Source organism: Fibrisoma limi BUZ 3 (assembly GCF_000296815.2).
GTDB lineage: Bacteria > Bacteroidota > Bacteroidia > Cytophagales > Spirosomataceae > Fibrisoma > Fibrisoma limi.
In genome coordinates this window covers 1023043-1043528 of record NZ_CAIT01000009.1, presented here as the reverse complement: position 1 = coordinate 1043528, position 20486 = coordinate 1023043, and the positions used below count along the sequence as shown (strand labels likewise).

Sequence of the window (20486 nt, the reverse complement as noted above, 5' to 3'; positions counted from 1 at the left end):
GTGAATGCGGCCGCTTCGACTTATTCACTCTTTCGCCCATTCACTCATTCGCTCATTATGATCCGCCGAACGGCCCTTAAAACCCTGACCGGTTCCGCAGCATTGTCGCTGGTGGGCACCGAAACCTTTGCTCAATTCATGAAAGAGTCAGAACCAGCCGCACCGGGTACCGGTGTTGCGCCAACCCTCCTCAAAGGCCGCATCAACCATTCGGTATGCCGGTGGTGCTACAGCAAAATTCCGCTCGAAGATCTCGCCAAGGCTGCAAAAGAAATCGGGATTAAGTCAATTGAGCTGACCGGGCCCGACGAATGGCCCATTCTGAAAAAGTACGGTCTGACTTCCGCTCTGCCACAGGGAGCCGGCAAAGGCATTGAAAATGGATTCAACGATCCTAAGCTGCACGATGAACTGGTAGCTAGCTACGAGGCCATTTTCCCAAAACTGAAAGACGCCGGACTGAACACCATCATCTGCTTCTCGGGCAACCGCCGGGGCATGAGTGACGCCGACGGGATTGCCAACTGCGCAAAGGGACTCAAACGGTTGATGCCGAGCGCGGAGAAGTACGGTATCACGATGATCATGGAACTGCTCAACAGCAAGGTGAACCACAAAGATTACATGTGTGATCACACGGCCTGGGGCGTTGAGCTATGCAAGGCCGTTGGTTCAGATAACTTCAAGCTCCTGTACGATATCTACCACATGCAGATCATGGAAGGGGATATTATCCGGACAATCCGCGAGAACAGTAAATACATCGGGCATTACCACACAGGTGGAAATCCCGGTCGTAATGAAATCGACGATACGCAGGAAATCTACTACCCGGCTGTGATGAAGGCTATTGTCGACACAGGTTTTAAGGGATACGTAGCGCAGGAATTTATTCCGAAACGCGACCCACTGGTGAGCCTGAAAGAAGCCGTACTTTTATGTGACGTATAAAGGTAACGGGAGCCGCCGACCGAGTCGCTAACAGACTGGTTCTCCTCAATACGTTTGATACAGCAACGCCGTTGCGCAGCGGGAAATCCGTGGGCCAACGGCGTTTTTATATGCTGTAACAGGAGCAATTTCTGGTAGTAAAGCCGATCAGTTTTTAGTCCGTTCTAAGCACATTTTAAGCAAATTCTTAGATAGGGTTAAGCAGCAGTGAGCATCTTTGCTTGCATACATTTCATCAGGATTAATGTATTCAATGACAGACGAAAAATCACTGCATCAGTCTATACCGTTGCCTCCACCGATCAACAACCGGCTGGAGATGCCGCCTATTTCGCAGGAAAACCCGACGAACAAAGAGCCACCCCGCCGGCCCGACTGGCTGGTGCTGCTCATTATTGGGTTACTGCTTTTAACGCTGCTGATTGTCTGGCTTACGGATATGCCATTCGTGTATTTCAAGACCGGGGGAACTGCAACCGCACAGGAACTCGCGTATCTGGTTGGTCAGGTTATTCAACCAGGAGCTTGACTTTTTTGCTTTTGGTTCGGCTTTGCAGCCACCGCTCAATACGTCGGCGTTCGGCCGCGGTATGTCGGCGGGCAAAACGGGCGTAGACCAGCGTAACCGTATCGGGGCGATTCGTATTTCGGTCCATGATTAATGTCTGGGCCGCCGTAAAATTCTGCACGTCGGGCATGAGTGTCTTCAGTTCATTACGCAGATCGGCAACGGGCAGACCCGACGACTGCGTCTGTTCGAGCCGGCGCTGCAACGAATCAATGGTTCGATCCTTGCGGGCGATGGACGACTGACTGTATTTGATCACCTGGTCGGTAACGGTGCTGGTAATGGCGTTAACGTCAACGTCTTCGTTTTTAAAGCTGCCTTGCTTGACGGTCAATTTTACATCGCCGAGACCATAGGCGGGCATGCGCGAACGGAGAACATTCAGTGAGTCGGTGGGGAGTGGCTCGCCGACCATGGTCAGCTCCAGGATGCTCTGCTGCCGACCGTAGTACGCTGCGTAATTGATGACCTGCCGATACTGAAAATTGCATTCATTGGTCACGAACCGTTTAGCTGCCTGTTCGAAAATGGTTTTCCGGACAATTTGATAAGCGAGGTACGTACTGGGAACAAAAACAATCAGAACCGCTATCCAGATGGTATGCCGTACGCGCCGTTCGACGGACTCGCTTGGGTACTCCTTCTGGTGGTAACCCAGGAACCGCACGATCAGGTACGTAGCCAGACTGATGCAGATGCTGTTGATCATGAACAGGTAAAAGGCACCAGCAAAGTAATACAGATTCAGGGTAGCGATTCCGTAGCCGGCCGTACAGAGAGGTGGCATGAGGGCTGTAGCGATGGCAACCCCCGGAATTACGTTGGTAACTTTCTCCCGGCGCGACCCGGCTACAATACCCGCCAGGCCACCGAAAAAGGCAATGAAGGCATCCCAGACCGTTGGTGAGGTACGGGCCAGCAATTCTGACTGCGCGATATGCAACGGGCTGATGAGAAAATAGACAGTGGAGGTAAGCAAACTGATTCCAACCGCGATGCCTAGGTTTTTCAATGCCCGCAGAATCATGGTCAGGTCGTTGATACCAACCCCCAGCCCAATACCCATGATGGGGCCCATTAGGGGCGAAATCAGCATGGCCCCGATAATTACCGCCGTAGAGTTGACATTCAGACCGATTGATGCAATGAATATGGCGAAGATGAGGGTCCAGAGATTAACGCCCCGAAACTCAATACCCCGGCTGATGGACTGGATAATCCCGGCTTCGTCGTCTTTGTCCTCTTCGAGACTAAAGTGGTCGCGTAGAAAATGCCCAATGCGGGTCAGTACGTCTGGCCGTTTGGTGGGGGAGGTATTGCGTTCATTAATAATCATTAAATCAGGTTCGCTGCGGGCGAATACAGAATTTAGTTATATACTTAAACGAAATATAGCACAATTGTTAGCTAATTAATTCCGCCAATGGATTTGTTTGACCTGTTTACCCTTCTTATCGTTGCCACTGCACTTTTCTCATACCTGAATACCCGTTTGCTTAAACTGCCGGGAGCCATCGGTGTAATGGTGCTGTCGCTGGGCGTTTCGTTGTTGCTCAACAGTCTTAACTCTATACGGCCAGAATGGCTACAAATTGTGCGCGAAACGGTGGCTCAGATTGATTTTGACCGGGTCGTGTTCGACATCATGCTCAGCTTCCTGTTATTTGCCGGGGCCTTCCATACGGACGTTGCTCAGCTACGGGTTGAGCGCCGATCGGTTATTCTGTTTGCTTTCGTAGGGGTCATGCTCAGTACTTTTCTGATCGGTTCGGGGCTCTACCTGCTGGCCGACTGGCTCGCTCTGAACCTGTCGTACCCGATCTGCCTGTTGTTCGGTGCCCTGATTTCACCCACCGATCCAATTGCGGTACTGGGTATTCTGACCAAGTTTAAACTACCGGAAAGCGTCAAGATTAACATCGTTGGTGAGTCATTGTTCAACGACGGCGTTGGGGTCGTCGTATTTGCGACCATCTACCAGGTTGTGCTCAACGGAGCCGACAGCATCAGCGGGGGCGAGATTGCCTGGCTGTTTATAAAGGAAGCTGGCGGGGGCGTTGTGCTGGGGCTGGCCATCGGCTACGGGCTCTTTTTTGCGCTGCGCTCCATCGATCATTACCAGACGGAAGTCATCATCACCGTAGCGGCTGTGATGGGGGGCTATCTGCTGGCGCGGTACCTGCACGTATCGGGGCCGCTGGCTATGGTAGTAGCAGGCCTACTGATGGGACACAATGCCCAGCCGAATGTAATGAGCGAACTGACGGAAGAGTACGTTGACCGGTTCTGGGAAACAATCGACGTGATCCTGAACGCACTGCTCTTTGTTCTGATAGGCTTTGAACTGCTCCTGATCGACTTCGAGATAACGCAGTGGACCATCTATGTGCTGGTGGTGCTACTGGTCCTGATATCGCGGTATATAGCGATTCTGCTGCCGTTTTCACTGGCCCGGCGTTGGCTCGATCTGGACGATAAAGCGCCGTTGATGCTGACCTGGGGCGGCCTTCGCGGGGGACTGTCCGTTGCGCTGGCGTTGTCAATCGATCCGTCGGTGCCGGAGAAAGACTTTATCGTAACCATTACCTATGCCGTTGTGCTGTTCTCGGTCATTGGGCAGGGGCTAACCATGGAACGACTGATCCGGCGACTGTATCCGGGCCAGTAGGCGTACCATTACTGACCCGGATACCGCCTGCCCGTTCATTGGTGTCCTCGCAAGAGGATTGATGAACGGGCCGGAATGAAGTAAGGGCTTCCACCCTGAATGGGGGCCTGTTTGGGGAAAATTTGCCCGCTGGCCGTATCGACTACCACCTCCCAGCCAGCCAGGCCAATCCGGGGTAGATGAAAGGAAAGCTCTTCCCAGTATGCATTCAGAATCCAGAGCAACAACTCCGGTTTATCCTCACGTACACCGATCAGGGAGCCATCTTCGGCTTGTTCTTCGACTTTGGAGCCGTCAATGAGCAAGCCGAAGCAACGCGTATGCGGGTTATGAAAATCCGCCTGGCTCATGGGGAGGCCGTCACTACGTAGCCAGATAATTTCTTCATGATGGTAGAACCGGCGACGGTGCAGCAGCGGGATGTCGCGCCGAAGGGCAATCAGCCGGGCCGTAAAGTTAAACAGGTGCTGCTGCCGCTTTGTCCACTTCCAGTTAAACCAGTTGATTTCGTTATCCTGGTTGTAGGCGTTGTTATTGCCGTGTTGCGTACGGCCGCATTCGTCGCCCATCACCAGCATCGGGATGCCCTGGCTCAGAAACAGCGTAGTCAGGAAATTACGCTTCTGACGTTCGCGGAGTTCAATGATGCCCCGATCGTTGGTTGGTCCTTCAGCGCCATGGTTCCAGCTCAGATTATGGTTGTGGCCGTCGCGGTTCTCCTCGCCGTTTGCCCAGTTGTGTTTGTGGTTATAGCTCACCAGATCATTCAGCGTAAAGCCATCGTGGGCCGTAATCAGGTTCACGCTGTGTGTCGGTGAGCGACCATCGTTGCCATATAAATCAGGGCTGCCCAGCAACCGAAGCGTCATTTCGTGGGCTTTGCCTTCGTCGCTTTTCCAGAACGACCGGACACAGTCGCGGAAACGGCCGTTCCACTCCGCCCAGCGAACCGGAAAATGCCCAACCTGATACGCCTGGATGTCCCAGGGTTCAGCTATTAACTTAACGCGGGCCAGGATGGGGTCCTGCGCAACGGTGTCCAGAAACGACGATACCCGCCCGGCTTCGTGTTCGTTTCGCGCCAGCGCCGTGGCGAGGTCGAACCGGAAGCCGTCGACATGCATTTCCTCAACCCAGTACCGCAGGCTATCCATGACCAGTTGCAGGACGCGCGGATGGGTCAGGTCCAGGGTGTTGCCCGTACCGGTATAATCCATGTAATACTCCGGCTGCGATTCCACCACGCGGTAGTACGTCCGGCTGTCGATACCCCGGAACAGGAGCGTGGGGCCGAAGCGGTTTCCCTCGGCAGTATGGTTATACACTACGTCGAGAATCACTTCAATACCGGCTTTGTGCAGCGCTTTAACCATCTCCTTGAACTCGGTGACCTGCTCACCGCGCATCCCCGACGAGGCATAGGCATTGTGGGGGGCGAAGAAACCAATGGAGTTATACCCCCAGTAGCTTTCGCTCGTAAACTGATGAACCGGCATGAGTTCGATGGCCGTGATGCCCAGCTTTTGAAAATACCCGATGCTTTCAGGGTGGGCCAGAGCCGCATACGAACCCCGGAGGTGGGTCGGAATTGTCGGGTGTCGCTGCGTAAAGCCTTTGACGTGCAGCTCGTAGATGATTGATTTATGCGACGGAATAGCTAGTTGCGTATCGCCTTCCCAGTCGAATGCCGCGTCAATCACTACGCTTTTGGGGGCTACCGGGCCGCTGTCGATAAAGTTTGGGGTCAGATACCGGTTGGGTGCCTGGCTGGTGAAGTCATACCCCAGAAAGGCGTCGTTGTGTACGACCGGTTCGTGGATGGCCCGGGCGTAGGGATCGAGCAGCAACTTGCTGGCGTTGAAGTAGTGCCCATTGGCCGGGTCGTGCGGCCCCTCAACCCGATAGCCATAAAGCTGCCCGGGTCTGATACCTTCAACGTAAATATGCCAGATCATTTCAGTACGCTCGACCAGGCGAATGCGGGCCGTTTCCTGCCCGGGATTCTCGCTATCGTATAAGCATAGATAGACGGCGGTGGCATTTTCGCTGAATATGGCAAAGTTTGTGCCTTCGCCGTCGAAATGAGGGCCGCGTGGATAATGTTTACCCGGTCGGGTTCTAATCGGTTCTTCTGATTCGTCTGTTGAGTTGGTGGCGTTCATTGTTAAAAGTAAGGTGTCTAGACCGTATTGTGTTGAGCCGCGTTCGGTATACCTGACCGCAGGAACCGAGCTGTAAATTAAATAATCAGGCGCACTCCGCAGAGGTCTTCGATTCGATACTGGAACCGGCGGCCGGGCGAACCAATAAACATAAAATTGGTCGGAATACGCCATTTAGCCGATAGTTCTTTAATTAATTCGGGGCCAAAGTGCCCGTTTATCCTTTCATAGGTAATATCAATTTCGGGATAGGCCCGGTCCAGGGTTTCGATGTCACGGGCCAGGTGTTCGGGGGCTTTAAAATCTTCATTTTCAACGGTTACGATGCGGAGCCGGTTCGTTTCCTCATTTTCCTGAATGTAGATCATCACCTGGTTGAGTGAGGCAACATCATCGCCCTTCGAGAAAAAAACGAACTCCTGATTATTGATTTCCTTGATGGTGTGATTGGTCCAGCTCGTAAACCGTTCGATGAACCGTTTCAGCGGTCTGAAGAAATAGAGTACAATGGACAGCAGCCCTTTCAGCAGCAACGACCGGTCCATCATAACCAGGGCAATCAGAAAGGTGGGTATGAAGTATTGAAAAAACACCCACAAGTACCGCGGATTAAGCCATACATTACCCAACAAGGCGACGCCAACAGCAAACAAAGCGAGAAAAACGGAGCCAACGGACGCTACCTGAGGACGTGGCAGTCGTTTCCGGCGAAGTTTGAGAAGCAGGTTGCCGATACCGAACAAGCCCATCACGGACAGAAACGAAATGGTGTAAACGCCCGCCAGTGCCCGGAGATCGCCCCCGGTGCTCAACAGAATGGCGACACAAAGCAGCAGGAACATCAGCAGGATGTAGTACGGTGCCTGCCGCTTATTTTCAATCAGGAGAAACTGAGGGAAAATTCGGTCTAAGGTCATGCGCTTCACCAAGCCGCTGACGCCGACAAACGACGTCAGGACGGCACCGCTCAGGACCAACATGGCATCGACTGAAACCAGCCAGGCAAGCCAGCGACCACCCGACCGCTGGCCCATAATGGCCAGCAGCGATTCCTGGTGCTGACGAACATCGACGATGGGTAAAACCCCGAGTGCCAGGATTGCAATCAGGGGATTAAACACCGTAACGATGACCCACATGTTGCGGAGCGTTTTCGGAAACACGCCCCGGGCCTGTTCCTCTACGTAGTTCGCCGAACTTTCGAAGCCCGAAATGCCCAGCATAGCCGCCGAGAAGCCTGCTAACAACTGATAAGACAAACTGTGGCTGGAGCGGGCACTAATATTAGCTGTTAATTGCCCGATGCCGTTGGTCAATACGTACCAGCCGCAGACCAGACACAGTATAGTCAGGGTCGCCAGGTGAATGATAAAAATGATAACGGCCGCTTTCGACGACTCTTTCAGCCCGAGCAGGTTCAGCAGAAAAAAGAAAAGTAACAGACCCATGGTACCCACTATGATGGGCATGGTCGGTGCCAACGAAGCCGCGTAGTGAATCGCTTCGTTAGCCGAAATCACGCTCGTAGCTACGTAGGAGAGAATAGTCAGACAGGCCGCCAGGGAGGCCATTGATTTGTTGGCTGAATTGAGCAACACGTTGTAAGCCCCGCCGTTGAGGGGTAAAGCACCTACTACCTCGCCGTAGATTTTCCGAAACAGAAACAGGGTACCGCTGACCAGCAGCAGCGAAATCCAGGCAAACTGGCCGGCGTAGAGAATACTGAGGGCCGACACGTACAAGCACGAGGAACTGATGTCGTTGCCGCAGATGGCCGACGCGGGTAGTTCGCTTAACTTGGTTTTGACAAACTGCATACTGAGAATGTTATACTCCGCACTAAGCAATAATGTTATACATTCTCATGACCTTTGGGTAAGGCACTAGTCAGTTCATTGCGGAACCAGACTTCCTGCTGTGGGAACGGAATCGTGACGTCATGCTGGCGGAATAGCTCGTCGATCCGGAAGCGAAGGTCGCTTTTCACAACTTCGATGCGCAGGAATTCGTAGCTGTAAAAAAACAACTTGAAGTCCAGCGATGAAGCGCCAAATTCCCGAAACTGTATGGTGGTTTCGGGCGTCTGAAGGACTTTGGGATGTTCTCCGGCGGCTTTCAACAGGAGGTTTCTGACCAGTGTTAAGTCACTGCCGTAGGCAACGCCCACATCGACATGAAACCGGGTCGGGCGGTTGTTGTGCGACCAGTTAATGACCGTCTCTTCAACCAATTTTGAGTTGGGTACGATCTTCACAATATCGTCGCGGGTTTCGACGGTCGATGTGCGCAGACCAATGTCTTTTACCATCACGATCGTGTCGTCGATCACGACCATATCGCCCACCCGAACGGTGCCTTCGACCAGCAGCACAATGCCGGATAGCAGGTCTTTGAACGTTTGCTGTAATCCCAGCCCAATGCCGACCAGCAAGGCGGCTGCCCCCGCCAGCACCACAGACAACTGGATACCCAGGGCCTGTAAGGAGAGCAGGATGGTAATGGGGTATATGATGTACTTTATCAGTTGGGTGACGGCGTACTGGTGACCAACCGTTACGTGGCGTCGCGAAAAAAAGACACGCAGGACGAACCGTTTCAGTACGTACAGAAACGTCCACGCAATTAGTATGATCAGTACGGCCGAACAAACGTCGGCCACCGTCAGGGTGTACGCTTTGAGTTTAATTAATTCAAAATTCAGAAATTCTCGCAGGGTATTCATTGGGTATAAGGGTGAGATCGATAAGTTGAACAACTCCTTATATTGAGGCTCTGTGTTGATGAGGTTAGGTGAAAACCAGGCTGTTTTATTCACTGTAAACCATCCTCGTAGCCGTTCAGGCCTAATCGTATCGGTATTAGGCGAGCCCGAAAAATCGGCTTTGCGGCTTAAACACTGCTTAAGCCGACATTAGAATTTACTTATAGCGACTGTAGCTGCTTGCCGTGCTGGCCAGGCGTCGGCATCGAGTAGGAAAACGGTCGGCAGAGCCGGTACACTGTTATAATCGGTATGTAAAGCAAGACGGTGGTCACGGCGCCTAAGCCAACAGCGCTTTGCAGGGAAGTTGCCGTCTGGCAGGAGATAAGGGCGAAACTACCGATCCCGGAGATGCTGCGACCGCCAGTCGTACTGCCATTTCACTCGTTCCGGATGCTGCATGTACGACTGAGGTCGAATCGACAGGACCGGTACGTGGGCATTGTGCACAATCTGCTGCGTGAAAGGGCCTATGAAAAAATCCTGCTGCGTCGTGTCCAGCGTCGCCGTAATGATCAGCAGATCAGCCTGTAACTCATCCGCCTTCTGCAATACGGTTTCGGCAACCAGATCCGTTGGGCAGAACAGCGTCCGGCTTCGAACGTTGTCGCGGGCGAACTGTTCATCCAATGCCGCTATCTGTTGCTGTAACTGATCGATGCTGATGATCTCGTCAGGGGGGTGTAAAGCCAGTACCGTTAACTCGGCGTTGTTCTGCTGAATGATCCGCCGGGCAAAGTTGTATTTCTCCAATGCCCCCGGCACGGGCCGAACCGGAAACAGGATCTGTTCGAACGTAGTCCAGGATTGATGGGCCGGAACCGTCAGAACGGGGCAGGGGGCGGTTTTGATAACCCGGTAGGCTTCGCTGCCGATGTAAAAAGCCCGGATGCCCGACGAGCCGTGGGTGCCCATCACAATCAGGTCGGCTTTCGCCAGTCCGGCAGCAGCTACGATTTCGGTGCTAACGCTACCAACCCGGCACTCACCCGCACACTGAATCTGATGGTCAAGCGTCGTTTGACGGGCCAGTTCACGTATTGCTTCGGTTTGTGTCCGAACCTGTTCATCCAGCGTTTCCAGAGGGCTTTGGCTGTTGGTTTCGGTGGGGTCCAGTACGTTGAGCAGGTGCAGGCTTGCTTGCTGACGCCGGCCCATAGCAATGGCCGTGGCCAGCGCGTTGTGGGAAGGATCGCTGAAATCAACGGGAACCAGAATGTAGTGAATGGGGAGCGCTTCCATGAGAACTATACTATCCTATCTAAGTAAATTCTAATTCCTCTTTAAGCCTGCTGTAACGAATGCCAGTCATCTTTGCCGCAGAAACAGTAATCAACTAAACTAAAGCAAGGTATGGAAACATCGGAACAAACATCAAGCGGTACGATGACCGCTTTGATTATTGGCCTGGTCCTGCTATTGGGCGGTGGCATCTATTTCTGGAATAAAAGCCGCAATCTGGCTGCCCGCAGCGACCGTACTGAACAGCAGGCCGACTCGCTCTTAGCTGTAAAGCTACGGCTTGATAATGATATGCGGGTACTGAATGAGCAACTTGCAACGGCGAAAGAAGATAATACGGAACTGAATCGGCGAATGGAAATGGCCGATAGCCAGTTAAACCGGACGAACGCTTCCCTGCGAGAACTGCGCCGGAGCAACATAGGACGGACCCGGACCATTGAGAACCTGAATCGAGAGGTCGAACAACTTACGGTGACCCGCGATAGCCTGACGACTCAGACAGGTGCCCTGCAGGACAAAATCAACTGGCAGAATCAGTCGAACGAACTGTTGATTAATCAGCAGAAAGAATTGCAGGATAAGGTGACCGCCCTGGATGCCCGAATCGTAACGATGGTACCTCGGTCGTCGCTCACCGGCGATGGTTTTCGGGTGGAAGCTGTCAAACCCAATGATAAGGTAACGGCTAAGGCAAAGAAAACAGATGCGCTGACCATCTCGCTCAACATCCCGGCCGAGATGCGTCTGGAAGGTTTGGAGGAAGTGTATCTGAGCCTGACCAACGATCGCCAGCAGGCGGCTATTCCTCCGCTTCGTACGGAAACCATCGCGCTGTCAGATAAGAATGAAGTGATTCCGGTTCACGCCGTACAGAATGTCAACTTTGCAAAGACACCGATGCGGGTGTCATTTCGGCTCGAGCCAGATGCTGATATTCAACCAGGTACTTACCGGGCCTCAGTGTATACCAACGATCGGTATCTGGGTTCAGTTGAGTTCCAGTTGCGCGACAGCTTCTGGTTTTTCTGATGTTTCCCGAGCTGGCTCCAGGATACAGCAAAGCCCACGGCTGACCGTGGGCTTTGCTGTTAGTACAGTCCGATCTTAGTGCAAAATCCATTGCCGGGCCTGCTCCTGTTCATCAAACGAAAACAGCTTTACCTCCAGCCCGGGAACCAGGTTGACCAGACCTGCCGACAGGTTCATCCACTGCTTATCGGTCACAAGCGCAGCTTTGTCAAAATCGGTCAGGTGGGCGAAATCAAATTTCAGGTCCTCCCAAACCGCTCTGGGTGAGATGCCTTCCACGCCGACGTATTCAGCGTACACGCGCATCTTGCCGTACTGCCTGATGCGCGCTGTCAGTTTGTCGGCCATCGGCTTTAGTTCATCGGTCGTAATCTTGCCGTTGACGCGAAAAGCGAATACACGATCGTCCTGCAAATCGATTGGCTGTATCATGATTAAGTCGTTTGGTCTATAGGTTAACTATTTAATCAATAGACCAGTTTAAAGAAACGTCGTCAGTGTCGTTTGTGCTGATTGATGTCAGTCTTGGAGCCGCGGTAAAGACACCGTGAACGTACTGCCTTTTCCTAGCTCACTGACTACTGAAATTTCCCCCTGGTGCAGATCCATGATGCGTTGGCAGATAGACAACCCAACGCCAAATCCATCGTAGCCAACGGCATTACCGGCGCGGTAGAATGGCTCGAAAATGCGGGTCAGTTCGTCGGGCGTCATGCCAATCCCTTCGTCGCGGATGATCAGTCGGCAGGTATCCGGCGTACTGCCGATACGTACCCAGGCCTGAGACTTGGGCGAATACTTACAGGCATTGTCGAGCAGGTTAAGCACGACCCGCCGGAGCAGGTTTTCGTTGCCGCGGACCTGTAGACCCGTATCCGATTCCGGTATGCTGTCGTAATCAATCTGAATCTGGTAGTCAGGGCGAGCACTTAGCAGTTCATCCTGGGCCGAAAACACGACTTCGTCCAGCCGAACGGCATCCTGGTTCATGTGGTGCAGGTTCTCCAGCGTCCGCGCCAGGAACAGGAGACTATTGGACAACCCAATCAGCCGGTCTGTATCAGCCATCAGGTTCTGGAGCACGTTCTCGTATTCGTCGGTACTGAGCCGTCGGCGTAATCCCAGTTGAATCTCTGATTTAAGGGCGGTCAACGGCGTTCGGAGTTCGTGCGAAGCATGGGAAACAAAGCTGCGCTGCTGATCAAATGCCTGCTCCAGCCGGTCGAGTACGTGGTTGAAATTTACCGCGAGCTGGTCGATCTCGTCCTGGCGTCGGCCTTCATCAAGCCGTTGCTGAAGGTTGCGGGCTGTGATGGTCTGTACCTGTTCGTTAATGTGAGCAATGGGCTGTAAGGATTTGCCGGCAAAAAAGAACCCGAGGGCTATGGTCAGGCCAATACCACCCACTAATCCCCAGGTAAGCGTACGACGCAGGTTGCTGAGTTTCGACCTTCCAAAGCGGTCGTAGGCCGACGCCAGCACAACCAGTGGCCGACCTTGTTCCTTATACAAAAGGCCGATGACTTCGTTTTCGCCATCGGTGGTTTCAACAACGCCTTCCCGCCGAACCCAGGTAAGCAACTGGGGGCGGTAGTTGATCACCTGGTCGTCGACGCTGGCGTAGATAAGTTGGTTCCGTTCGTTGAAAATCAGAACTTTCTCGTTGATAAGGGCCGAAATCGTATTGCGGTCAATAATTTTGAGCAGATCGCGGTCAATTTCCTTTACTTCAACCAGAAACCGGACCGTTGTTCTGGCTTTCTGGATCAACCGGTTATAGAATTCTTCCTGCCGGTAGTTGGCCGACGTAATGTACACCATCCCGGAAAAAACGACCAGAATCGAAGCAACAATAAGCGTGAATTGCAGCGAAATGCGGTTTCGAATCGTCATTGCAATCATTCTTCCTTTAGGATATAGCCCAATCCGGGGCGCGTGTGAATCAGCTTGGTTTCAAAATCCTTGTCTATCTTCTTGCGCAGGTAATTGATGTAGACTTCAACCACGTTGGTACCCGGATCGTAGTTAATACCCCACACGTTTTCCGTCAGATCCATTTTTGAAATTACCCGGCCCTGGTGCCGGAGCATGTACTCCAGCAGTGAAAACTCTTTGGCTGTGAGATCGATGGTTCGGTTCTGGCGGCTGACAATCTTGGATGAAAAATTGACAGTCAGGTCGGCAAGCTGGATCACTTCTTCCTGATGAGGGTTTGCCATCAGATCGGTTCGCCGGAAACAGGTAGCCACGCGGGCGCTCAGTTCGCGGAGGTCGAATGGTTTAACGAGGTAGTCGTCGGCCCCGCGTTCCAGTCCTTCGATTTTATCTTCTACTTCGCCCAGAGCCGTCAGCATGATGATTGGCAATCGGGGCTTTTCGGTCCGTACGTTCCGACAGATTTCGTAGCCGTTTATGCCGGGCAGGTTAATATCCAGAATCAGCAAATCGAACGCGCCCCCCAGCGCCAGCGCCCGGCCGTTGTAGCCATCGTAAGCGATTTCTGTCTGGTAGCCCTCATCCTGGAGACTTCGGCTCACGTTCAGGGCTATTCGCCGGTCGTCTTCAATGATCAAAATTCGCTTCATGGATAAATACATGGTTTTAGTACGTAACGATTAGCAGAATCCCCAGCATGTAAGCTCTTTCTCCAAGTCGCCACCCTGCTCTGAAAAACCGTTTCGTGCCTGGTCGGTTAAATGTACAGACAGATTTCGTATGAATAACCGCCTTGGCCAGTACTGGCAGCAACTTCGTGAGTCACTTTGGTTTGTACCCAGCCTGATGGTGCTGGGTTCGTTTGGACTGGCCTACGGGCTGATTCGGTTCGATGCCGAAACCTCGTGGCAGGGGACCAAACGCTTCCCGCTGCTGTTCGGCGTGGGGGCCGACGGGTCGCGGGGGATGCTCACGGCCATTGCTGGTTCCATGCTGACGGTGGCCGCGCTGATTTTTTCACTGACACTGTCGGCCATCTCGCAGGTGAGCAGCCAGTATTCGCCCCGGGTGCTGCGTAACTTCATGCGCGACCGCGTCAACCAGATAGTCATGGGCTACTTCGTGGGCGTATTTGCCTACAGCCTGGTCGTGCTCGGTACGATCCGTGGCTCCGACGAAGGGAAGTTTGTGCCGGCTACGGCCGTACTGGTCAGTCTGATTCTGGCGCTGGGTGGGGTGGCGGCCCTGATTTATTTCATTCATCATATCGCCGAATCGCTCCAGACGGGCACCATCGTACAGCATATTTTTCACGAAACCGGCAAAGCAATCGAGACCCTGTTTCCAGATGAATTTGGCGAACCCGTCGATGATCCCGATCAGGCCGAAGCAGCCCTTCAGTACAGCGACGAGCAAACCGGCTGGTGGCCTATCCTGTCGACACAAACCGGCTATCTGCAACGGATCAGCACCGACGAGTTACTGCACTGGGCTACGCATAATCGGGTCGTGTTGCGCATCGAAAAAGAAATCGGTTCGTTCGTCGGCGAGGGTACGGTGCTCTTTAGTGTTCGCAGCGGGATGGAGCGGCCCGACCCCGATCAGGCCGACTGGCCCGACGACCTGATGCAATTTGTCAGCATCGGGCGGCACCGTAATGTTGAGCAGGACGTAGCGTTTGGGATTCAGCAACTGGTGGACATTGCTCTTAAAGCCCTATCGCCCGGCATCAACGACACCACAACGGCCATCATGGCGATTGACTACCTCGGGGCTATCGGCGGCCAACTGGCCCGGCGCGACTTCCCGGCCCGGCTTCGCTCCGACGGAAAGCACGTGCGGGTGATGGTGCGGGCGGCTGACTTCGACGACTACATACGGCTGGCTTTTGATCTGCCCCGGTTGAATGCCGATGGCAATCATGCCGTGTTCCGGCGATTGCTACGGGCACTGGCCCTTGTGGCGGCCGATGTCAACGATCCTGACCGCAAAGCCGTTTTGCAGGAGCAGGCCAACTATCTACTGACGTACGCCGAACAAACGTTGCCAACCGACTACGAAAAGGCAAGCATACGGTCGTTGTATTCGACGTTGCGGCCCGTCTGGATGTAACGGTCAGTTTTGGTCAGTAGCTTGCTTATCGCCAGTTTCGTCATCGTCGTCTTCTTCGCCGACGAGGTAGCCGAACGGCCGAAGCGGTTTGACGTTGTCGAGGATAATTTTCGTAATACCCAGCAGGGGAATGAAGAGAATCATTCCCGCAATACCCCACACATAGCTGCCAATCAGCAGGGCAATGATCGTAGCCAGCGGATTTACTTTGACCCGCCCACCGACGATGAAAGGCGTCAGGAAGTTATTTTCCAGAAATTGATTCAGTGAAAAAACGGCGGCTACGGCAATAGCGGGCGTAATGGACTCTTTCGTCAGCAAAGCGAACAGCGTTGGAATCAGACCGCCCAGAAACGTACCGATGTAGGGAATGATATTCAGCAGCCCGCCCAGTACGCCAAAGAAAACGGCCTGCTGAATGCCGATGATACTTAGCCCGATGGTATTCAGCGTAGCCAGAATGATCATAACCAGCAGTACGCCCGACATGTATTGCTGCGTTACCTGCCCGACCTGGGTGATAATGTCGCGTGTTGTCCTATGATGTTCCGGCGGGGTGATCATCAGGATAAACCGAACGAACCGTTGCCGGTAGAACAGGAAGAAAAACGTATAGATCAACACGAGACCGATTGTTGTGAGTGCATTACCGGTCGTGGTCAGTACCGCCATCAGGTAACGTCCCGCCGAGCCGAGCAGGGAGTTCAGCCGATCGCGTAAAAATTGAATCTGTTCATCGGCTGAAACGTCGGTTAGTTCCCGGATGGATTGCTGTATCGTCGCCAGTTTGGTGGTCATCTGAGCCTGTAGTGTGGGCAGATCCCGCAAAAAGCCCATAATCTGGGTAGAAAGCAGCGCGCCAATGCCCAGCACAACAATCAGGATAATGAGCAGGCAGATGATAATGGCGGCTACACGGGGTAGTTTCCAGCGTTCAAGCTGCCGACAAATGGGTAGCATCAGCATAGCCAGCAATCCGGCCGTGCTTAACGGAGCCAGCAGGCCACCGGCATAGTACAGCCCCGAAAGGGTCAGGTAGACGGCAGTGATCAGCAGGACGTACCGAAAGAGGGTCGATTGTAATACGGATGGCGCGGGTTTCATGGCGGGGTAGACTGGTCGGCCGGATTGTTGACCGGGGGCGCGAACGCGAATGATAGTATCTGCCCGCTACGTTGCTGAAGCGCATCGACCACAGCCGCCCGCCTGCCTTCATCGCAAAGAATCAGTACGCATCCACCCCCACCGGCTCCGCAGGGCTTACTGCCCAGCGCACCGGCTTCTTCGGCGACCGTAAACAACTGATCCATGTGGGGCGTAATAAGTTGCGGATGCAGTTGCCGGGCGGCTTCGCGGTTTAGGGTCAGCATGGTGGCCAGTGTACCCAGATCGCCCCGCAGCAACGCATCCCGCGTGTCCAGCGCACTGTCGCGAATGCGTTCCAGCGCTTTCCGGATGGTTTCGTCGCCCGCGCGGTAGCGTGACCAGACCTGTTCGTGTAAACCACCCGACGACGAACGATCGCCGGTCAGGCAAAGAACGCACTGCTCCTCGAGCCGACGGCTGGTTTCGTCCGAAACCGTTAGTGGCTCGACCTCTACGGGACCATCGTGGCCCAGAAACCGCAGCAGATGGAAACCGCCCAGCGCGGCTGCGTACTGGTCCTGCTTACCCCCGGCTACACCCAGCAGCTTTTCAACTTCATAGGCCTGTTCGGCCAGTTCGACAGGAGCTACCTGGCGACCAATCAGGCCATACGTGAGCCGGAGCCAGGCTACGTCGATGGAGGCCGAACTGCCCAGGTGAACGTCGGGCGGAACGTCGAGGGTATACTCCAGTCGGAGCCCGTCATGCCCCCAGCGGGCGTGGCCTTCGACGTAGCGATCAATAGCGGCATTGACGACCGCCCCCTGCTCATGCTGTAGAAAGTCGGGCGCGTCGGACCATCCCCCGGCGAAGTCGATACGCAACGGTACCCGTACGCGGGCGGTAATGGCCTGGTTGTCAGATAAAGTGGCTTGTGAGTGCATCGTTTGGTTGATTAAGTACTCGTCGGCCGGCCGGTTATTGCAAACGGAGTGTCATCAGCGACACAAAAAACAATAAACCGGTGGGAGGGTTCTTCTCATAAGAAGCTGAAGAGCAGGTCTATTGTTAATTAAATTGAACCTATGGCTACGAATCTTATCCGCCTGTTCTGGGTGGCTTGCATTCTGCTGATGAGTGAGGGCACCGCGCTGGGGCAGACACAACGTACCGAAGCTGATCGTTTATCGGCGAGTGGGGTAGAAACAAATAAAAACCTGGCGCTGAGCGCTGGTCTGTCGACCGATCATGCGACGATGATCCGGTTGCTGAAGGCGTCGGGGTTGGATAAACAGGCGACCGGAAAAGGGCAATATACCGTATTCGCCCCAACCGATGCTGCGTTCTCGGTGCTGCCCGAGCGCGATCTGGAAGAACTGCTGCTACCGTCGAGCAAGAATCGGCTGATTCAGTTTCTGGCTTACCACGTCGTGAAAGGCCGTCTTACGTCGGATCAACTGAAAGACGGCCAGACACTGACTAACCTGACGGGGCAGATTCTGACTGTTCACAAACAAGGTGATTCCATAACCGTTGAGGACGGTCGTGGCGAAGTGGCGGATGTCATTCAGGGCAACATCCGGGCCACCAACGGCGTAGTGTACACCATCAATAAGGTGTTGCAGCGGATCGTTGAGCAGCCGTAAACCTAGACTGATTGATCCTCGACAACCGCCTTTGGGTGAGCAGCCTGCTGTTTCTGCCGGGCTACTTCAATAGGGCTGCCAAACAGAAAGAACCATTTGCGCCGGAACCCCTTAGCCTGTCTGACATCCCGAATGATGTCCTGCAGTTCGTGGAAGTTGATGTGGAAGGGGTTCGCTTTGTTGTCGATGTTGGTCGTAATGCCGTAGACAGGCGGCTCTTCTTCCAGCTGGTACGTACCAAACAGACGGTCCCAGAAAATGAACGTGGCGCCGTAATTTTTGTCAATGTACTTCTCCTGCGAACCGTGATGAACGCGGTGATTGGAGGGCGTAGCGAAGATATACTCGATCCAGCGAGGCAGTCTGCGGATATACTCCGTATGCACCCAGAACTGAAACAGCACTGCTACCTGACTGACGGTGAAGAAGACAATCGGGTGGAAGCCAAATAAGGCTACCGGCAGAAAAAAGATGATCTTGAGGTTCTGAATCCAGCTCAACCGGAACGAAACGCTCAGGTTATAGTGCTCGCCGGAGTGATGAACAACGTGGGTAGCCCACCAGAATCGATGTTCGTGCGAGATGCGGTGCGCCCAATAGCTGAAAAAGTCAAAGATCAGGTAGCAGGGGATCAGTGTCCACCATTGCAGTTCCATACGCCAGGGCATCTGGTTGTAAATCCAGACGGCCCCGTAGAGTAACCCCAGCTTAACGGCTGCGCCTACCACGAGCGATCCCAGACCAACCAGCGTTGATCCCAGCGTTTCCCATTTATCATAGTACGGCTTCTCCTGAATATAGGTGATGATCATTTCAATAGCGGTCAGCGCCAGCATAATCGGCGCTCCCCACAAAATCAGGTTAGGCGCTCCCTTTTCAATAGTCCAGATCTGATCGGCTGGAATAGGAGGGGCACCAAATAAAGATTCGATTTCAATCATTTGAAAAAAGTTAGAATGAGCGTTGAGCAATCGAGTGGTTTGCTAATGGAGAACGGCAAGGTACTTGTAATAAATCGTAAAACCATACATTTAGTTGTTGGCAACGGGTGAATTAGGTTCCGGGATTGCTACATCTGTATTGTCAGATGCCCGACCAAGCGAATAATCTTCGTGGCCGAAGCCGATTTTAATATCCTGCCAGGTTTCGGCCGTTGCCTCTTCTACGATGGCTATGTTTTCGAGCAGCTCCTGTCGTTCCCGTTTAAGTTCGGCAAGGCCCTCTTCAAGAACGGCAATCTGGAACCCCCGTCGACGCTCAATTTCACCGGATAATTCATCGATTTCAAGGTCGAGTTCTGCGCATTGCTGCCGGAGGCTGGCGATTGTCTGATCGCGTTCTGCCCGAAAGCGAGCGGAGGATGTCTTATTATCAGCCAGATCGTCGGTACGTTCGGATGGCGTATTGAGTTGTACAATGTCTGAACGGCTGTTGCACCCCTGAACGGTAACTACCGTACCAGTGAGGAGAGTACCAGCGAGCAGTGTTCTGAGGAAGGATTGTATCATGACTATAACGTAAACTCGGTTCGAACTCAGCACGAAGTACCACTGCCTAACTTATAGCCACCTTAAGGTAATCTTAAAAAGTTCTTAGAAAAGCGATTTCCTCTTTCTGCCTCCCATTCGGCCAAAAGGCCTGCATAGTCAGGCTGCCTCTAAGCGAATTCTAATCTATTGTTAAGCTCCAACTAAGCAACCTGAGGTTCATTAGGGTATTGACGCATTGAATATATACACTGAATCGAAACTCAACGGTCATGAAAACCCGATTACTCATCCTGTTCCTGAGCGTATTGGCGTCCGGCGTGTGGGCGCAGGATTACGCGCCGACCCGACTGGCGGTGGGTGTCCGGCTGGGCGAACCGGGCGGGGTTATGCTCCGCCACTATTTCCGAAACGACCGGAATGCGCTCGAACTGAATTTTGGCACCTACGGGGCCTTCTGGGACAACGATCGAGCTTACCGGAACGGCTATTTTAAGAACATCGGCTGGGCGGCCAATCTGCTGTATTTATGGCGTACTGACATTGGTAGCAGCCGGAACTGGCAGCTTTATTACGGATTGGGTGGGCAGGTTAACAACCGGCGCTACTACCGGGTGCAGGAGGTAACACTCCCGACGGGGCAGCGGGGGCCGGCTGAGGTGTATGTTCGGAACGTTGCCCTGGGGGCGACCGGTACGTTCGGGCTGGAATACTTTGTCGACCGGGGCTACAAGCCGCTGTCGATCTTTGCTGAGATTGGCGCCTATACCGAGCTGGTACCTGCCGTGTTGCATACACACGTTCAGGGAGGGGCCGGTGCCCGACTTAATTTTTAA

At 53.5% G+C, this 20486-nt stretch carries 19 protein-coding genes; 7 read left to right on the top strand and 12 right to left on the bottom strand.

Features of this window, described 5'->3' with window-relative positions; translation table 11 throughout:
- Positions 1–57 precede the first annotated feature (57 nt).
- Both BN8_RS23900 and BN8_RS23895 read left to right on the top strand, forming a co-directional pair.
- On the top strand, positions 58–951 hold the full coding sequence (locus BN8_RS23900; RefSeq protein ID WP_009284520.1) for a hydroxypyruvate isomerase family protein: 894 nt from the start codon (positions 58–60) through the stop codon (positions 949–951).
- A gap of 253 nt (positions 952–1204) precedes the next feature.
- The gene (locus tag BN8_RS23895; RefSeq protein ID WP_009284519.1) at positions 1205–1480 is read left to right on the top strand and encodes a hypothetical protein; all 276 of its coding nucleotides are present in this window, start codon (positions 1205–1207) and stop codon (positions 1478–1480) included.
- Here BN8_RS23895 and BN8_RS23890 read toward each other — a convergent pair.
- Positions 1461–2855: a DUF389 domain-containing protein gene (locus tag BN8_RS23890; protein ID WP_009284518.1), complete on the bottom strand. Its 1395-nt coding sequence runs from the start codon at positions 2853–2855 to the stop codon at positions 1461–1463. The genes BN8_RS23895 and BN8_RS23890 overlap by 20 nt on opposite strands.
- 87 nt (positions 2856–2942) lie before the next feature.
- Here BN8_RS23890 and BN8_RS23885 point away from each other — a divergent pair, with 87 nt between their 5' ends.
- Entirely contained in the window at positions 2943–4187 is a 1245-nt protein-coding gene (locus tag BN8_RS23885; protein ID WP_009284517.1) for a cation:proton antiporter, read from the top strand.
- A gap of 35 nt (positions 4188–4222) precedes the next feature.
- Here BN8_RS23885 and glgX read toward each other — a convergent pair whose 3' ends face one another.
- The 4 genes from glgX to BN8_RS23865 form a co-directional block, all read right to left on the bottom strand.
- Complete coding sequence (gene glgX / locus BN8_RS23880; protein ID WP_040006482.1) at positions 4223–6349, bottom strand: glycogen debranching protein GlgX; 2127 nt, start codon at positions 6347–6349, stop codon at positions 4223–4225.
- A 77-nt stretch (positions 6350–6426) separates the two neighbouring features.
- A complete protein-coding gene (locus BN8_RS23875; RefSeq protein ID WP_009284515.1) occupies positions 6427–8166 on the bottom strand; it encodes an APC family permease in 1740 nt (579 codons plus the stop codon).
- 35 nt (positions 8167–8201) lie between these two features.
- Positions 8202–9071 (bottom strand): mechanosensitive ion channel family protein, encoded by an 870-nt coding sequence (locus BN8_RS23870; protein WP_009284514.1) that lies wholly within the window; start codon positions 9069–9071, stop codon positions 8202–8204.
- Positions 9072–9446: 375 nt separating this feature from the next.
- Positions 9447–10352 carry a universal stress protein gene (locus tag BN8_RS23865; protein ID WP_009284513.1) on the bottom strand — a complete coding sequence of 302 codons (906 nt, stop codon included), beginning with the start codon at positions 10350–10352 and terminating at the stop codon, positions 9447–9449.
- 111 nt (positions 10353–10463) lie between these two features.
- On the opposite strand from BN8_RS23865, the gene BN8_RS23860 reads away from it, so the two are divergent.
- Positions 10464–11384, top strand: a complete 921-nt coding sequence (locus BN8_RS23860) for a DUF8428 domain-containing protein (protein ID WP_009284512.1) — start codon at positions 10464–10466, stop codon at positions 11382–11384.
- 75 nt (positions 11385–11459) lie between these two features.
- On the opposite strand, the gene BN8_RS23855 is transcribed toward BN8_RS23860, so the two are convergent.
- From BN8_RS23855 to BN8_RS23845, 3 genes are all read right to left on the bottom strand, one after another.
- Positions 11460–11816, bottom strand: a complete 357-nt coding sequence (locus tag BN8_RS23855; RefSeq protein WP_009284511.1) for a SpoIIAA family protein — start codon at positions 11814–11816, stop codon at positions 11460–11462.
- 87 nt (positions 11817–11903) lie between these two features.
- Positions 11904–13277 carry a sensor histidine kinase gene (locus BN8_RS23850; protein WP_009284510.1) on the bottom strand — a complete coding sequence of 458 codons (1374 nt, stop codon included), beginning with the start codon at positions 13275–13277 and terminating at the stop codon, positions 11904–11906.
- A gap of 5 nt (positions 13278–13282) precedes the next feature.
- Positions 13283–13969, bottom strand: coding sequence for a response regulator transcription factor (locus BN8_RS23845; RefSeq protein ID WP_040006481.1), 687 nt, complete (start codon positions 13967–13969; stop codon positions 13283–13285).
- 130 nt (positions 13970–14099) lie between these two features.
- Here BN8_RS23845 and BN8_RS23840 point away from each other — a divergent pair, with 130 nt between their 5' ends.
- On the top strand, positions 14100–15431 hold the full coding sequence (locus BN8_RS23840; RefSeq protein WP_009284508.1) for a DUF2254 domain-containing protein: 1332 nt from the start codon (positions 14100–14102) through the stop codon (positions 15429–15431).
- Between the two features lie 3 nt (positions 15432–15434).
- Here BN8_RS23840 and BN8_RS23835 read toward each other — a convergent pair whose 3' ends face one another.
- Positions 15435–16535 carry an AI-2E family transporter gene (locus BN8_RS23835; RefSeq protein ID WP_009284507.1) on the bottom strand — a complete coding sequence of 367 codons (1101 nt, stop codon included), beginning with the start codon at positions 16533–16535 and terminating at the stop codon, positions 15435–15437.
- Positions 16532–17461 carry a GHMP family kinase ATP-binding protein gene (locus BN8_RS23830; protein WP_009284506.1) on the bottom strand — a complete coding sequence of 310 codons (930 nt, stop codon included), beginning with the start codon at positions 17459–17461 and terminating at the stop codon, positions 16532–16534. Before BN8_RS23830 ends, BN8_RS23835 begins: the two co-directional genes overlap by 4 nt.
- A gap of 141 nt (positions 17462–17602) precedes the next feature.
- Between BN8_RS23830 and BN8_RS23825 the strand changes: the two genes are divergently transcribed.
- The gene (locus BN8_RS23825; protein WP_009284505.1) at positions 17603–18163 is read left to right on the top strand and encodes a fasciclin domain-containing protein; all 561 of its coding nucleotides are present in this window, start codon (positions 17603–17605) and stop codon (positions 18161–18163) included.
- Positions 18164–18165: 2 nt separating this feature from the next.
- Here BN8_RS23825 and BN8_RS23820 read toward each other — a convergent pair whose 3' ends face one another.
- Together BN8_RS23820 and BN8_RS32050 are read right to left on the bottom strand one after the other, a co-directional pair.
- Entirely contained in the window at positions 18166–19104 is a 939-nt protein-coding gene (locus tag BN8_RS23820) for a sterol desaturase family protein (RefSeq protein ID WP_009284504.1), read from the bottom strand.
- 90 nt (positions 19105–19194) lie between these two features.
- A complete protein-coding gene (locus tag BN8_RS32050) occupies positions 19195–19671 on the bottom strand; it encodes a tol-pal system YbgF family protein (RefSeq protein WP_009284503.1) in 477 nt (158 codons plus the stop codon).
- A 251-nt stretch (positions 19672–19922) separates the two neighbouring features.
- On the opposite strand from BN8_RS32050, the gene BN8_RS23810 reads away from it, so the two are divergent.
- Positions 19923–20486 carry a hypothetical protein gene (locus BN8_RS23810; protein ID WP_009284502.1) on the top strand — a complete coding sequence of 188 codons (564 nt, stop codon included), beginning with the start codon at positions 19923–19925 and terminating at the stop codon, positions 20484–20486.

What these genes read in the sequence shown, in the direction of transcription:
- BN8_RS23865 (WP_009284513.1), bottom strand. Translation starts at nt 10,352, where the DNA reads ATGGAAGCGCTCCCCATTCACTACATTCTGGTTCCCGTTGATTTCAGC.
- BN8_RS23825 (WP_009284505.1), top strand. Translation starts at nt 17,603, where the DNA reads ATGGCTACGAATCTTATCCGCCTGTTCTGGGTGGCTTGCATTCTGCTG.
- BN8_RS23840 (WP_009284508.1), top strand. Translation starts at nt 14,100, where the DNA reads ATGAATAACCGCCTTGGCCAGTACTGGCAGCAACTTCGTGAGTCACTT.
- BN8_RS32050 (WP_009284503.1), bottom strand. Translation starts at nt 19,671, where the DNA reads ATGATACAATCCTTCCTCAGAACACTGCTCGCTGGTACTCTCCTCACT.
- BN8_RS23835 (WP_009284507.1), bottom strand. Translation starts at nt 16,535, where the DNA reads ATGAAACCCGCGCCATCCGTATTACAATCGACCCTCTTTCGGTACGTC.
- BN8_RS23820 (WP_009284504.1), bottom strand. Translation starts at nt 19,104, where the DNA reads ATGATTGAAATCGAATCTTTATTTGGTGCCCCTCCTATTCCAGCCGAT.
- BN8_RS23895 (WP_009284519.1), top strand. Translation starts at nt 1,205, where the DNA reads ATGACAGACGAAAAATCACTGCATCAGTCTATACCGTTGCCTCCACCG.
- BN8_RS23830 (WP_009284506.1), bottom strand. Translation starts at nt 17,461, where the DNA reads ATGCACTCACAAGCCACTTTATCTGACAACCAGGCCATTACCGCCCGC.
- BN8_RS23860 (WP_009284512.1), top strand. Translation starts at nt 10,464, where the DNA reads ATGGAAACATCGGAACAAACATCAAGCGGTACGATGACCGCTTTGATT.
- BN8_RS23875 (WP_009284515.1), bottom strand. Translation starts at nt 8,166, where the DNA reads ATGCAGTTTGTCAAAACCAAGTTAAGCGAACTACCCGCGTCGGCCATC.
- BN8_RS23890 (WP_009284518.1), bottom strand. Translation starts at nt 2,855, where the DNA reads ATGATTATTAATGAACGCAATACCTCCCCCACCAAACGGCCAGACGTA.
- BN8_RS23870 (WP_009284514.1), bottom strand. Translation starts at nt 9,071, where the DNA reads ATGAATACCCTGCGAGAATTTCTGAATTTTGAATTAATTAAACTCAAA.
- glgX (WP_040006482.1), bottom strand. Translation starts at nt 6,349, where the DNA reads ATGAACGCCACCAACTCAACAGACGAATCAGAAGAACCGATTAGAACC.
- BN8_RS23855 (WP_009284511.1), bottom strand. Translation starts at nt 11,816, where the DNA reads ATGATACAGCCAATCGATTTGCAGGACGATCGTGTATTCGCTTTTCGC.
- BN8_RS23810 (WP_009284502.1), top strand. Translation starts at nt 19,923, where the DNA reads ATGAAAACCCGATTACTCATCCTGTTCCTGAGCGTATTGGCGTCCGGC.
- BN8_RS23845 (WP_040006481.1), bottom strand. Translation starts at nt 13,969, where the DNA reads ATGAAGCGAATTTTGATCATTGAAGACGACCGGCGAATAGCCCTGAAC.
- BN8_RS23900 (WP_009284520.1), top strand. Translation starts at nt 58, where the DNA reads ATGATCCGCCGAACGGCCCTTAAAACCCTGACCGGTTCCGCAGCATTG.
- BN8_RS23850 (WP_009284510.1), bottom strand. Translation starts at nt 13,277, where the DNA reads ATGACGATTCGAAACCGCATTTCGCTGCAATTCACGCTTATTGTTGCT.
- BN8_RS23885 (WP_009284517.1), top strand. Translation starts at nt 2,943, where the DNA reads ATGGATTTGTTTGACCTGTTTACCCTTCTTATCGTTGCCACTGCACTT.